Genomic DNA, 12886 nt, shown 5'->3' on the forward strand with positions numbered 1-12886 from the left:
GTGTCGCTCTCGCCAGCTCGGCTGAACTGCGGTTTTCTTCGAGGGCGGGGTCACTTTGGGTGGCCACCCGGGGTCGTTCGGGCTGGTCGCGGTGTCCGGGGAGACTCCGCGCCCGGCTTCCACAAAACCTACTTATTAAGTAGAGTTTCATCTGACCTCGACAACGGCCGGAAAGGGGCCTCCTCTCATGCGACCGCCCTCGCGACCGACGGGAGTGCTCGCGGCCTGCCTGGCCCTGGCCCTGACCGTCACCGGATGCGGGGCGCTCACGGAGGACGACGGCCCCTCCCTGACGCTCGGCTACTTCCCCAACATCACCCACGCCCCGGCCATGGTCGGTGTGGAGCGGGGCACCCTGGCCGACGCCCTCGGTGACGGCGTCGTCTTCGACACCCGGGTGTTCAACGCGGGCCCGGACGCGATCAACGCCGTCTTCTCCGGGGAGGTCGACGTCGCGTTCGTCGGCCCCAACCCCGCCGTGAACGGCTGGGCCCAGTCCGAGGGGCGGGCGTTGCGCGTCATCGCCGGGGCGGCCTCCGGAGGAGCCGGCCTCGTCGTCCGCGACGACATCGAGAGCGTCGACGACCTGCGCGGCGGCACCGTCGCCAGCCCGCAGCTCGGCAACACCCAGGACGTGGCCCTGCGCTCGTTCGCCGACGCACGGGGGTGGGACGTGGACACGGCCGGAGGCGGCGACCTGTCCATCCTCCCGCAGTCGCCCGCCGAGATCGTGGACGCCTTCGAACTCGGCGAGATCGACGGCGCCTGGCTGCCCGAACCCCACCTGAGCCGACTGCTCACCCGCGGCGACGCCCACCTGCTCGTCGACGAGGCCGACACCTGGACCGAGACCGACGGCGCCTTCGTCACCGCCCACCTGGTGGTCGGCTCCGAGTTCCTCGCCCGCGAGCCCGAACTGGTCGAGGACCTGCTGCGCGGTCACCTGGAGACCGTCGACTGGATCAACGCCCACCCCGACCAGGCCCGACGGGTCACGGGCGACCACCTGGAGGAGATCACCGGATCCCGGTTGCCGGACGAGGTCGCCGCGGCCGCCTTCGACCGGATCACCTTCACCGTCGACCCCGTGGCCCCGTCGCTGTTCACCGGGGCAGAACGGGCCGAGGCCGTCGGCCTGCTCGACCCCGTCGACCTGACCGGAATCTACGCCCTGGACCCGCTCGACGGCCTCCTCATCGAGGACGGCCGCGATCCCGTCTCCGGACTGGAAGGCTGATGAGGCCCATGACCACCATCACCGACACCCCGACGCGCGTCAGCGCCGTGGAGGTCGACGCGATCTCCAAGGTCTTCGGCGAGGGCGCGGGTACCGTGACCGCCATCGACGGTATGTCCGTCTCCGTCGGCGAGCACGAGTTCCTGTCCATCGTGGGCGCCTCCGGATGCGGCAAGAGCACCCTGCTCTCCCTGGTGGCCGGGCTGGACCGGCCCACCACCGGCAGCGTGGACACGGCGGGCCACAAGGTGGCGATGATGTTCCAGGAGGCCGCGCTCTTCCCGTGGCTGACCGTGGGCGCCAACATCGAGGTCCCCATGAAGGTCAACGGCGTCCCCCGGGCTCGGCGGCGCGAACGCGTCGCCGAACTCCTGGAGCTGGTCCGGCTGACCGGCTTCGCGCGCAAGCGGCCCCACGAGCTCTCCGGCGGCATGCGCCAGCGCGTGGCCATGGCCCGCGCGCTGGCCCAGGACGCCGACGTCCTGCTCATGGACGAGCCCTTCGGCGCCCTGGACGCCATGACCCGCGACATCCTCCACGACGAACTGGAGCGGATCTGGCAGGAGCGACGGCTCACGGTCCTGTTCGTCACCCACAACGTCCGGGAGGCGGTGCGCCTGGGCGACCGGGTCGTCCTGCTCTCCAGCCGCCCCGGCCGCGTGATCGACGAGTTCCCGGTGGAGGGCGAGCGCCCCCGCCGGATCGACTCGGCGCTGATCGCCGGCCAGGCCGCGGTGATCACCGACCGACTCCGCCAGGAGGTCTCGCGCCATGCCTGACACCGACACCCGGGACCGCCAGGTCCAGGGCCTCGACGCGCTCGAACTCCAGCCCGAGCGCGGCAGACGCGGCGCGGGCGAGGTCGCGCGGCGCGTCTGGTCGGCGTCCTGGCCCAAGTTGGCCGCCGTGGCCGTGGTCCTGCTCGCCTGGCAGGCGGTCGTGTGGTCCGGATGGCGGTCGGAGTGGGTCTTCCCCGGACCGGACCGGGTGCTGCCCGTCCTGTTCCGGGAGGTCTCCACCGCGGAGTTCTGGGAGGCCGTGGGCGTCACCATGCGGCGCGCCCTGTCGGGCTTCGCCCTGGCGCTGGTGGTCGGCGTCCTCGTCGGCCTGGCGGTGGCCCAGGTGCGCCCGCTGCGGGTGGCGATCGGGTCGCTGATCACCGGTCTCCAGACGATGCCGTCCATCGTGTGGTTCCCGTTCGCGATGCTGCTGTACGGCATCAGCGAGTCGGCGATCATGTTCGTGATCATCCTGGGCGCCGCGCCGTCCATCGCGGGCGGGCTGGTCTCGGGGATCGACTACGTGGCGCCGTCACTGCTGCGCGCCGGGCAGGTGATGGGGCTCCGGGGGGTCCAGCGGTACCGGCTGCTCATCGTGCCCGCCGCGCTGCCGATGTTCGTCGGCGGCCTCAAACAGGGCTGGGCCTTCGCCTGGCGGTCGCTGATGGCCGGTGAGCTGCTGGTCATCATCAACCAGCAGAACTCGATCGGCTGGGCGCTGAGCCAGGCCCGCCAGCTCAACGACGCCGAGCGCCTGCTGAGCTACGTCATCATCGTGCTGATCGTCGGCATCCTCATCGACGTGTTCTTCACCTGGGCGGACCGCTCGCTGCGGCGCCGCTGGGGTCTGGCCGCGGCCTGAGCCCGTCCCTGCCCCCCGCCCTCTGACGAGACACGGCCGCCGCCGCGCGTGATCACGCGCGGCGGCGGCCGTCGTCGGTTCCCCATGCGCGGCGTGGCCTCCGGCATGGCTTCCGTCGGGACTCGGTCAGACTCCGACCTCGGCTCCGGTCTCGGCCCGCAGCCCGACGGACTCGATACCCGCCAGGAGCGCGAGTTCGTCGTTGGCGGACGTGTCTCCGGTGGCCCCGCAGGCGCCCAACAGGGTGCCCTGGGCGTCACGGACGAACACGCCGCCGGGGACGCTGAGGATCCGGCCCTGAGCCAGGGCCGCGACCGAGGTGAAGAACTCCGGCGAGGACTCCGCGCGGGCGGCGATCGCCCGGTTGTTCATCCCGAGCCCGAGCACGCCCCAGGCCTTGGCCACGGCGAGGTCCGGCCGGAGCAGACCCGAGCCGTCCTGACGGGCCAGGGCGACGAGGACGCCGCCCGGGTCCAGGACGGCGACGGTCAGTGGCTGGAGGTCGTTGGCGGCCGCGTACCTCACGGCTCCGTCGATCAGTCCCTGAGCCTGCTCCAGAGTGATGGCCACCAGGCGCATTCCCTTCGTTCGGGTCTCCCGTGGGAGACGTCGGCGTCGTGCCACCCACGGAGGCGCCGACCTCCGTGCCGTCCTCCGGGCACCGGGTGCTCGGCCCGGTACCCGGAGTATGTGATGGTCACCACACGAGGCTAATGCATGCTAAATCAGTAGTGAATGTGGGGATACGCCTGATCCGCCCACCGAGAGGCGGTCCGTCTTCGTGGGAAGCTCCAGGGTGGAGGGTGCACAGCTTTCCAACAGCCCCGACAGTCACACCGGTCCCGGTCTCAGCGGGCGTCGAGCGCCCGCACGGGCTCACCCGCGCGGGCGTCGTAACGCTCGCGCGCCTCGGTGATCTCGTCCATGTGCTCCTCGGCCCATACCCGACAGGCATCCATGAGCACTCCCAGGTCCCGGCCCAGCGGGGTCAGGGAGTACTCCACCTGGGGTGGGGTCGTGGGGAACACCCGGCGGTCCACCAGCCCGGCGCGCTCCAGGTCGCGCAGGGTCCGGGTGAGCATCTTCTGGGTGATGCCGTCCAGGCGGCGGCGCAGGGCACCAAAGCGCATCGGACTGTCCGAGAGCGCCCCCATGACGAGGCACACCCATTTACTGGACAGCAGGTCGAGGACGTCTCGGGAGGCGCAGTTGCGGAGATAGGCATTGGCTCCGCCATATTCTCTCAGTTCAGGGGTGGTATACACGGGGTACCTACCATACTTTCAAGTGCCTTCTATACAGCGGATACCTTATCCGGAAGGCTTGGGGACATGACAGAGCAGATGCGCATCGTTCAGCAGCGCGAACTTGGCGGTCCCGAGGTCCTGGAGATCGCGAAGGTGCCCGTTCCCGACCTGGGCGCCACCCGAATCCTGGTGCGCGTGCACGCCGCCGGGGTCAACCCCGTCGACTGGAAGCTCCGGCAGCACGGATACTGGCTCACGCCCCCCTTCGCCCAGGGGTTCGACGTCTCCGGCGTGGTTGTGGCCGTCTCCCAGGGATCGAGTCGGTTCTCGGTCGGTGACGAGGTCTACGGGATGCCGAACTACCCGGACAGGCCCGACGCCTACGCCGACTACGTGGCGGCCCCCGCCCGGCGCTTCGCACGCAAACCCGGGGGTCTCGACCACGTCCACGCCTCCGCCCTGCCGCTGGCCGCGCTCACCGCCTGGCAGGCACTGGTCGACACGGCCGGGGTGGAGGACGGCCAGCGCGTCCTGGTGCACGCCGCCGCGGGCGGGGTGGGCCACCTCGCCGTCCAGATCGCCAAGGCTCGGGGCGCCCACGTCATCGGCACGGCCAGCGCCGCCAAACACGGGATGCTGCGGGAGTTGGGCGCCGACGAGCTGGTCGACTACACCGCCGTCGACTTCGCCGAGGCCGTCCGCGACGTCGACGTGGTGCTCGACGCCATCGGCGGTGACTACCTGGAGCGGTCGCTGCGCGTTCTCCGACCGGGCGGGGTGTACGTCGGCGTGTCCAACCCGCTCGACGAGGAGATGATCGTGGAGCGGGCCACCGCGGTCGGCGTACGCGGCGCCACTGTCTGCGTCGAACCCGACCACACCCAGTTGGAGGAGATTACCGCCCTCGTGGAGTCCGGGAGGCTGCGGCCCGTCGTGAGCGAGACCTTCCCGTTGGAGGACGTCGCCAAGGCGCACGAGCACAGCCAGAGCGGACGCACCACGGGCAAGGTCGTCCTCACCCTCATCTGATCTCGGGGCCGCGCACGCGAACGCCCCGCGCGGACCCGCCGTGGGGGCGGGCGCGCGGGGCGTCGGCGTCCGGTCGGCGCCCCTCCGGGTTCAGGTGTGCACGAGCGGCGTGTCCACCAGGTGTTCGGCGAGGAACCACGCCTGGAGTTCGTTGGTGCGGATGACGTCGGAGACCAGCACGTCGTTGGTGCCGTCGTCCCCGTTGTCCTGGCACCGCGCCGCCGCGTCGTGGCAGTCCTCCAGGATGGTCTCGTGCGCCTCCAGCAGGCGGGACAGCATCGCCGGGACCTCCTCAGCCCCGTTGGGCGGGCGCGGGACGTTGGTGATCTCGGCGACGTGCCGCGGGTCCCCGACGGCCACACCGCCCAGGGTCTGCACGCGCTCGGCCACGGTGTCGATCAGCTCGGCCTGCTCGCCGGCGTGCTTGTCCATCAGAAGGTGCAGCTGGTAGAAGGTCTGCCCCCGCATCAACCAGTGGTGCTTCTTGTACAGCGCGTGCAGGATCTGCGTGTCCGCGAGCACCTGGTTGAGCCGCTGGCACGAGTACATGCGCGTGTTGTAGGACATCCCCACCGGGAGCTGGCGGACGGTGCCGTACTCCTGGATCTCCTCCCCCCTCTGGTGCAGCCACGGCTGGCTGCTCCGGGGCTTGGGCGTCGCGCTCGCACGCTCTTGGGTGGTCACGGCTGGTTCCCCCTCCGGTTCGGATCGCTCGGGGCGCGCATGGAGGCGCCCCGGGAGCCAGTCTCGGACACCGACCGTCGTCGGAGCAGAAAACACACACCATCCCCGGGCAAGACTTTGCCGCCCCGCCCCGGTCAGGGCGCGTCGAAGCGCACCGGCAGGGCGAACAGGCCGTGCATGATCATGCTCGGCCACCACCGCAGCTCCTCCTCGGGCACGGCGAGCCGCAGTCCCGGCAGCCGGTCCAGGACCGCCTCGACCGCCACCCGCGCCTCCATCCGGGCGAGCTGGGCGCCCACGCAGTAGTGCGCGCCGTGCCCGAAGCCCAGGTGCGACTCCCCGCGCCCGGGGTCGAAGACGTCCGGGTCGGCGTAGCGCTCCGGGTCCCGGCCCGCGGCCAGCAGCGACACCAGCACGGGTTCGCCCGCCTGGAGGGTGACGCCGCCGACGGTGGTGGCGGTCCGGGGGAAACGCCAGGTGGCGTTCTGCAGGGGGCTCTCCAGCCGCAGCGTCTCCTCGATGGCCGAACCCACCAGGGCGCGGTCCCGGCGCAGCCGCTCCAGGTGCTCCGGGTGCCGCAGCAGGGACAGCAACAGGTTGCCGATCAGCGCGACGGTCGTCTCATGCCCCGCCACCAGCAGCAGGAACGCCGTGGAGGTGACCTCGTCGCGGCTGAGGCGGCCCGAACGGTGCGCCTCCACCAGGTCGCCGAGCAGGTCGTCGGCGGGCTCGGCGAGGCGGGCGTCGACCAGACGGCCCAGGTAGTCGTCGAACCAGTCCGTGGTCTCCCCGATCGCCGCGATCTCCTCGGGCGCGGAGGCGTCGATCACGGCGGCGCGGCGGTGGAACTCGGCCCGGTCCTCGGGCGGGACGCCGAGGATGTCGCAGATGATCGCGATCGGCAGCGGGTAGGCCAGGTCGCGCACCAGGTCCGGTTCGGACGAGGCCGCGATCCGGTCGAGCAGGCCGGCCGTCACCCGTTCCGCGCTCTCCACCAGGGTCCGGACCCGCCGGGGGCTGAACGCGCCCCCCGCCACCTTCCGCAGCCGTGTGTGGTCGGCCCCGTCCACGTTGACCATGCTGCGCACGAGGCTGGGCCGGTGGTCGAAGGGCAGACCCATCCCGGCCTTGCGCCACACCTCGTTGCCCCGGGCCGGGTCCTTGAGCATGTCGGTGTCGGCCAGGACGGCGCGGGCGTCCCCGTAGCGGGTGACCAGCCACGCCCAGGCCCCTCCGGGCAACTCCACCCGGTGCACGGGGGAGTGTTCGCGCAGCCAGCGGTAGGCGGGGTGCGGGTCGGCGTCGAAGGCCGGACCGTGCAGGGGCGGGGGAGAGGGGACGGACATGTCCCACCTTTCGTGTCGGGAGGCGATCCTCCGAGTCCTACCCAGTGTCCGTGGCGGGTGAACCGGCCTCACCGCGCGATCGCGCAGGCGGTCTCCAGGACGAACCGGGGCCAGGGGCGGTGGGGGTCGTGCCCGGTCAGTTCGCGCACCCGGCGCAGCCGGTAGCGGAGGGTCTGGGGGTGGACGTGCAGGACGTCGGCGGCCGCGGTGGCCGCGCCCTCGCGGAAGTAGGCGCGCAGCGTGTCGAGCAGGTGTCCGTGCGAGTCCGACAGCAGTGGCCCCAGCACCGCGCGGCGGACGGCCCCCGGAGTGACCGGACCGCCGTTGAGCAGTGCCAGGACGCACGCGTCGGCCTCACCCAGCAGACCGTTGCCCCCGAACGCGTGCGGGGGCGCGGCCTCCACCGCGTCGTCGGCCAGACGGTAGGCCGCCGCCATGTCGGTGAGCGCGCGCGGGGCCAGCACACAGGCCCGCCAGGGGCGGTCCCCCAGGGGGCCGGTCACGCGGTCGGCGGTCCCGGGGGAGACCAGCAGCACCACCCGTCCGGACCGGGTGGTCGCCAGCGCGTCGGCGTGGCCGACCTCGTCGAGCAGGTCCATCCCGGCCCAGGCCGCACCGCCCCGCGGCGGGTGGCCCGCCTCGGCGCCCGGCTCGGCCACCACCAGCACACCCGGGTCGGGAGGAGAGATGCCCAGGGTGCGGGCCCGGTCGCGGATCGCGCCGAGGGAGGCGTGGCGGCCGGTGAGCAGGTCGTCGAGGAACACCCGGCGGGCCCGCTCGACGTCGGCGTCCAGGTGCCGGGCCGCCTCGGAGTGCCCCGCCACCAGATGCTCGGAGATCTGGTCGATCGAGGTCAGCCACAGTTCGCTCAGGGCGAACACGTCGGCGGCGGTCGCCCGGTCCCCGACCAGTTCCGAGAGCAGGCGCACCGCGGCGGCCGAACCCACCCGGTGCGCCCGGACCACCGCCCCGATCGAACGGCCGTCGGCCGCCCGCGCCCGGCCGATACCGCGCAACCGCTCCAGGTCCTCACCCGGCAGCCGCACCGCGCCCTCCACCCACAGCTCCAGCGAACGGGTCACCAGCCAGGCGACGATGGCACGGACCTCGGCGAGCTGCGAGCCGTGCAGCCCCCGGTAGGCGGGCACCTCCGCGCACACCGCGTCGACGATCCGCTCCACCAGCCACGCGCGGTCCCTGGACAGTTCGGCGCCGACGCTGGCGCGCTGCTCGCGGCCCATCGGCCCACCTCCGCTCCGGGACCGACCAGGGTAGCGGTCCGGTGCGGGGCCGACGGTAAAAAGCCCGTGGTCCAGCGGGGCGGCACCCGCGAAAGACCCGTGGCGGCGTGGCAGTATGCGGTCAGGGCAGGCCCGACGGGGGAAGGGGAGAGATGACGGTTCCCGACGTTACTCTGAGTAACGGTGTGCGTATGCCGCAGCTGGGCTTCGGTGTGTGGCAGGTGTCCGACGAAGCGGTGGTGGACGCCGTGGCGACCGCCCTGGAGACGGGGTACCGCAGCGTCGACACGGCCGCGGCGTACGGCAACGAACGGGGGGTCGGGGAGGCGCTGAGCCGGTCGGAGCTCGACCGCGACGACGTGTTCGTCACCTCCAAACTGGCCAACCCGGAGCAGGGTTACGACCGCACCCTGCGGGCCTTCGACGCCAGCCTGGAACGCCTGCGCCTGGAGACCCTGGACCTGTACCTCATCCACTGGCCGCTGCCCAGGAGGGACCTGTACGTGCCCACCTGGAAGGCGCTGGAGCGGCTGTACGCCGACGGGCGGGTCCGCGCCATCGGCGTGTGCAACTTCCAGGCGAGCCACCTGGAGCGGGTCATGGAGGAGGGCGGGATCACGCCCATGGTCAACCAGATCGAACTGCACCCGCTGCTCACCCAGCGGGCGATGCGCGAGTTCGACGCCAAGCACAACATCGTCACCGAGGCGTGGAGCCCCCTGGGCCAGGGCAAGCTCCTCGACCACCCGACGGTGACCGCGATCGCCCAGGAGCTGGACCGCACCCCGGCTCAGGTATTGCTGCGCTGGCACGTCCAGCTGGGTAACGTCGTCATCCCCAAGTCGGTGACCCCCGAGCGGATCCGGTCCAACTTCCAGATCTTCGACTTCGAGCTCTCCGAGGCGGACATGGACCGCATCAGCGGGCTCGACACGGGCAGCCGGTTCGGCCCCGACCCCGACGAATTCGACGGAGAGTAGGCGTCCGGTCCCGGGCCGGGTGTCCGGACCGTTACGCCCCGCCCAGATCGCGGCGCTTGCGCGCGTCGGCCAGGACGGCGTCGGTGCCCCTGCGCCGGACCCGGACGACGTAGACGGCACCCCCGACGAAGATCGCGGCGACCAGAGCCAGCACGGCCACGAGGGCGAGGGCGGACAGCAGGAAAGTGATCGACATGCGCTCATCGTAGCCGCACGTCCGGCGGTGTTCCCCTCGGGGCGTCGGCGGTCGTGTCGGACCGGTCGCGGTGGGCGGCACGTGAAGTTGAGGGGACGCCGATGGACCGGACACCGCACCAGATCGTCAATCCGCTGTCGCTGGCCGAACCGGTGGGCTTCTCCCACGCCCTCCTGGTCACTCCCGGCCGTACGGTCCACGTGGGCGGTCAGGTCGCGCGCCGCCCGGACGGGGGAGTGGTCGGCGACACGGTGGTGCAGCAGTTCGACCAGGCGCTGGCCAACATGGTCGAGGCCCTGCGCTCGGCCGGGGCCGAGCCCGTCCACGTGGTCAACATGTGCGTGTACACCACGGTCGTGTCCGCCTACCGGGTCAACCTGGCCACCCTGGGCTCGGTCTACCGCCGCCACATGGGCCGCTACTACCCGCCGATGGCCGTGGTGGGCGTGACCGGGCTGCTGGACGCCGACGCCCTCGTGGAGTTGGTGTGCACCGCGGTGATCCCCCGCGGCGAGGACACCGATCTGTTGGAGGCCGCCGAGGCGCAGGAGCTGGTCGAGGAGGTCGAGGGAAGCCTGGCGCCCAACCCCTTCGTCGTACCCGACCGGGCGTAGCGGGGAGAACGGGGCGGATGCGTCGTGCTCAGCCCGCGCGGACCCGCTCGGCCGACTCCGCCCCGGCGGCCCGCCCGCCGCCGAACACGAGCGCCACCGCGCCCGCGCACACGGCCATCCCGGCCAGGGCGCCGGCGCCCACGGCCTGCCCGAACATGACCCACGCCCACACGAGCGCGGTCGGCGGGGTGAGGTAGAGCAGCGCCGAGACCCGGGCCACGCCGAACCGCGCCAGACCGACCCAGTAGAGCCCGTATCCGCCCAGCGTCGACAGCACCACCACCCAGGCCACCGCCCCCCAGAACCCCGGCTCGGCGGGAGGCGCCAGCGTGCCCGTCGCGGCGGCCGAACCGGTGAAGAGCACGGCGCTCACCGCGCACTGCACCGCCAGCGCGGTCACCAGGGTCCCGCCGGGCCGGGCCCGCCGTTCCACCAGTGTGGCGGCGACCAGCGACAGCATCGCGCCGAACGGCAGCGCGTACGCCCACCGGGGGGCCGCGTCGGCGCCCAGCAGGTCCGTGCCCACCACGAGCGCGACACCGCCGATCCCCACCGCCGACCCCACCAGCCGCCGGGGGCGTACGCGCTCGCCCAGCAGGGGGACGGCGAGCGCCGTCGCCACCAGGGGCTGGAGCGCGGCGACCAACGCGCTCGTGCCCGCCGGGACCCCGGCCTCGGCGGCGGCGAACACGCCGTACAAGTAGCCGACCTGGGCCAGGGCGCCCAGCACGGCGTGCACCGCCAGGTCCCGGAGCGGCAGCCGTTCCCCGCGCCAGAGGCACCAGGCCGCCAGCGGGACGGCGACGATGACGAAGCGCCAGGCCAGCAGTGTGGTCGTGGGGGCGTGGCGGGTGCCCAGTTCGGCTCCGACGAAGCCGGAGCTCCACATCACGACGAGTCCGGCGGCGAGCAGGAACGGTATCGGCGAACGCGGCACGGCGGTCTCCTCCAGGGTCGCCCTCATGGGTACCCTGGTGAGGTAACCACACCGGTAGGTATACTCGCGATGGAGCAGACACCCCGAGAAAGGCAGGACACATCCGATGACCGCCGTCGCGACCAGGCCGCTCACCCCCGCGGCCCGCAGGATCCTCGCCGTCGCGAGTGAGCTGTTCTACACCCGTGGGATCAACACGGTCGGCATGGAACTGGTCGCGGAACGGGCCAGCGTGACCAAGAAGACCATCTACGACCGCTTCGGCTCCAAACAGGAGCTCGTCGTGGCCTACCTGCGTGTCCGCGACGAGCGGTGGCGCGACTACGTCACCGACCACCTGGCCGGGGCCCGCACACCGCGCGCCCGCGTCGTCGCCACGTTCGACGCCCTGCACACGTGGATGGAGGCGGAGAACCCGCGCGGCTGCGCGATGGTCAACGCCTACACCGAACTGTCCGACCCCGAGCACCCCGGCAGGGCCGTGGCCGAGGGGCAGAAGCGCTGGCTGCGCTCCCTGCTCACCGAGATCGTCGCGGACGCGGGCGTGGCCGACCCCGCCGCGCTCGCGGAGTCCCTCGCCATGCTGCACGAGGGCGCGGTGGTGGCGCGCAGCGTCCTCGGCGACACCCGGGCGGCCCTGACGGCGTGCGCCGCCGCGCGGACCCTCATGACCGCGCACGGGATCGCCGCCGACGCCTCCGAGGCGGCGGGTCAGAGGTAGCCAAGGCGGGACAGCTCGACGGCGGCGACCTCGTTGACGTCCCCGTACTCGTCGCGGGAGAGCCGGTCGCGCCACCGGCCCACGGCCCAGGCGCGCGCGTCCATCAGCTCCGTGGCCGACACGCGCGCGCCGGTGAACTCGCGCAGCCGCCGCGCGGTCGCCATCTCGCCGCCCCGGACGTCCTCGTAGCGCATCGTCATGAGCTGGTCCTCGCCGATCGCCTGGCGCAGCCGCGCGTGCATGCGCACGGCGCCCCGCCACCGCATCGCGCACTTGGCCGCCTCGGAACCGTTCCGGAACGCCTCCAGGTCCGACTCGTCCTCCAACCCGAAGAAGTCGTTGGGAAACTCGTGCTCGGCCGACAGCAGGCCGGGCCTGAGCCAGGCGAGGGCGCGCTCGTCGTCGAGCATGCCCGCCACGACGTCCCGGCCGTCCCTGATGACCTGGACGAACAGGGCGTCGGGGAAGGCCGTGTGCAGGGCGTTGGCGCAGAACAGCAGGTCGGGGCTGGCGTCGCCGTACCGTCGGGCGTCGGCGCTGTGCTCGCAGGGTTCGGCCGAGGCGTTGGCCGGGACGCGCGCGTACGGGCCGGGGCACCGGGGGCAGGTCAGGGGGGTGAGCTGCCACGCCTCGGCGTAGGCCTCGCGCAGCAGGCTCGCCGTCCCCGACACCCTCTCCTGGGCGAGGGAGGGGCGCCGGGCGACGGCGTGGACGGCGTTGAGCACCCCGGAGGACCCCGCTCCGACGTGGAACCCGGGGGCGCGGGCGAGGGCGCGGGCGATCTCGGGGACACCGGAGTGGGGCGCGCCCAGGACGAACACGGGGCGTCGCACCGTGGTCCGGTTGACCACGAGGATGTAGGACGGCTGCTTCATGGCTGTGTCGATTTTGGCACCCTTCGCCCGCCTCGTGTGCATCGGCGGGGTATTTCGCCCCGCGTCCCACACGTTCCCCGAGGTTACGGGGTCCCGGAGCCCATCGTGGCGCTGCGAGGGCAACGCCGGAGGAAAGAA

The 12886-nt window shown here is 72.4% G+C and carries 15 protein-coding genes; 7 read left to right on the forward strand and 8 right to left on the reverse strand.

Annotated features, from left to right (window positions below; genetic code table 11):
• Positions 1-187 precede the first annotated feature (187 nt).
• From DVR05_RS08620 to DVR05_RS08630, 3 genes are read left to right on the forward strand one after another with little or no spacing between them, the layout of a single operon-like run.
• On the forward strand, positions 188-1237 hold the full coding sequence (locus DVR05_RS08620; RefSeq protein ID WP_116245285.1) for an ABC transporter substrate-binding protein: 1050 nt from the start codon (positions 188-190) through the stop codon (positions 1235-1237).
• 8 nt (positions 1238-1245) lie between these two features.
• On the forward strand, positions 1246-2016 hold the full coding sequence (locus tag DVR05_RS08625) for an ABC transporter ATP-binding protein (RefSeq protein WP_116245286.1): 771 nt from the start codon (positions 1246-1248) through the stop codon (positions 2014-2016).
• Positions 2009-2878 (forward strand): ABC transporter permease, encoded by an 870-nt coding sequence (locus tag DVR05_RS08630; RefSeq protein ID WP_116245287.1) that lies wholly within the window; start codon positions 2009-2011, stop codon positions 2876-2878. Before DVR05_RS08625 ends, DVR05_RS08630 begins: the two co-directional genes overlap by 8 nt.
• 126 nt (positions 2879-3004) lie before the next feature.
• Here the strand turns inward: DVR05_RS08630 and DVR05_RS08635 are convergent, their stop codons facing one another.
• Both DVR05_RS08635 and DVR05_RS08640 read right to left on the reverse strand, forming a co-directional pair.
• Positions 3005-3457, reverse strand: a complete 453-nt coding sequence (locus DVR05_RS08635; RefSeq protein WP_116245288.1) for a heme-binding protein — start codon at positions 3455-3457, stop codon at positions 3005-3007.
• Positions 3458-3726: 269 nt separating this feature from the next.
• Positions 3727-4143, reverse strand: coding sequence for a helix-turn-helix domain-containing protein (locus DVR05_RS08640; RefSeq protein WP_232832036.1), 417 nt, complete (start codon positions 4141-4143; stop codon positions 3727-3729).
• Positions 4144-4209: 66 nt separating this feature from the next.
• Between DVR05_RS08640 and DVR05_RS08645 the strand changes: the two genes are divergently transcribed.
• Complete coding sequence (locus DVR05_RS08645) at positions 4210-5154, forward strand: NADP-dependent oxidoreductase (RefSeq protein ID WP_116245289.1); 945 nt, start codon at positions 4210-4212, stop codon at positions 5152-5154.
• A gap of 90 nt (positions 5155-5244) precedes the next feature.
• On the opposite strand, the gene DVR05_RS08650 is transcribed toward DVR05_RS08645, so the two are convergent.
• From DVR05_RS08650 to DVR05_RS08660, 3 genes are all read right to left on the reverse strand, one after another.
• Positions 5245-5838 (reverse strand): Dps family protein, encoded by a 594-nt coding sequence (locus DVR05_RS08650; RefSeq protein ID WP_116245290.1) that lies wholly within the window; start codon positions 5836-5838, stop codon positions 5245-5247.
• A gap of 134 nt (positions 5839-5972) precedes the next feature.
• Positions 5973-7184: a cytochrome P450 gene (locus DVR05_RS08655; RefSeq protein WP_116245291.1), complete on the reverse strand. Its 1212-nt coding sequence runs from the start codon at positions 7182-7184 to the stop codon at positions 5973-5975.
• A gap of 68 nt (positions 7185-7252) precedes the next feature.
• Positions 7253-8425 (reverse strand): CdaR family transcriptional regulator, encoded by a 1173-nt coding sequence (locus tag DVR05_RS08660; RefSeq protein ID WP_116245292.1) that lies wholly within the window; start codon positions 8423-8425, stop codon positions 7253-7255.
• Between the two features lie 152 nt (positions 8426-8577).
• On the opposite strand from DVR05_RS08660, the gene DVR05_RS08665 reads away from it, so the two are divergent.
• Positions 8578-9405, forward strand: a complete 828-nt coding sequence (locus tag DVR05_RS08665; protein ID WP_116245293.1) for an aldo/keto reductase — start codon at positions 8578-8580, stop codon at positions 9403-9405.
• Positions 9406-9436: 31 nt separating this feature from the next.
• Here the strand turns inward: DVR05_RS08665 and DVR05_RS26975 are convergent, their stop codons facing one another.
• Positions 9437-9601, reverse strand: coding sequence for a hypothetical protein (locus DVR05_RS26975; RefSeq protein WP_198659093.1), 165 nt, complete (start codon positions 9599-9601; stop codon positions 9437-9439).
• A gap of 101 nt (positions 9602-9702) precedes the next feature.
• On the opposite strand from DVR05_RS26975, the gene DVR05_RS08670 reads away from it, so the two are divergent.
• On the forward strand, positions 9703-10215 hold the full coding sequence (locus DVR05_RS08670) for a RidA family protein (protein WP_116245294.1): 513 nt from the start codon (positions 9703-9705) through the stop codon (positions 10213-10215).
• 28 nt (positions 10216-10243) lie between these two features.
• Here DVR05_RS08670 and DVR05_RS08675 read toward each other — a convergent pair whose 3' ends face one another.
• Positions 10244-11179, reverse strand: coding sequence for a DMT family transporter (locus tag DVR05_RS08675; protein ID WP_116245295.1), 936 nt, complete (start codon positions 11177-11179; stop codon positions 10244-10246).
• 79 nt (positions 11180-11258) lie between these two features.
• Between DVR05_RS08675 and DVR05_RS08680 the strand changes: the two genes are divergently transcribed.
• Positions 11259-11873 carry a TetR/AcrR family transcriptional regulator gene (locus DVR05_RS08680; protein ID WP_116245296.1) on the forward strand — a complete coding sequence of 205 codons (615 nt, stop codon included), beginning with the start codon at positions 11259-11261 and terminating at the stop codon, positions 11871-11873.
• Here the strand turns inward: DVR05_RS08680 and DVR05_RS08685 are convergent.
• Complete coding sequence (locus DVR05_RS08685) at positions 11864-12748, reverse strand: sulfotransferase (RefSeq protein ID WP_116245297.1); 885 nt, start codon at positions 12746-12748, stop codon at positions 11864-11866. The two genes, DVR05_RS08680 and DVR05_RS08685, sit on opposite strands and share 10 nt — an antisense overlap.
• Positions 12749-12886 lie beyond the last annotated feature (138 nt).

Source organism: Nocardiopsis sp. FIRDI 009 (assembly GCF_003386285.1).
Taxonomy (GTDB): Bacteria; Actinomycetota; Actinomycetes; order Streptosporangiales; family Streptosporangiaceae; genus Nocardiopsis.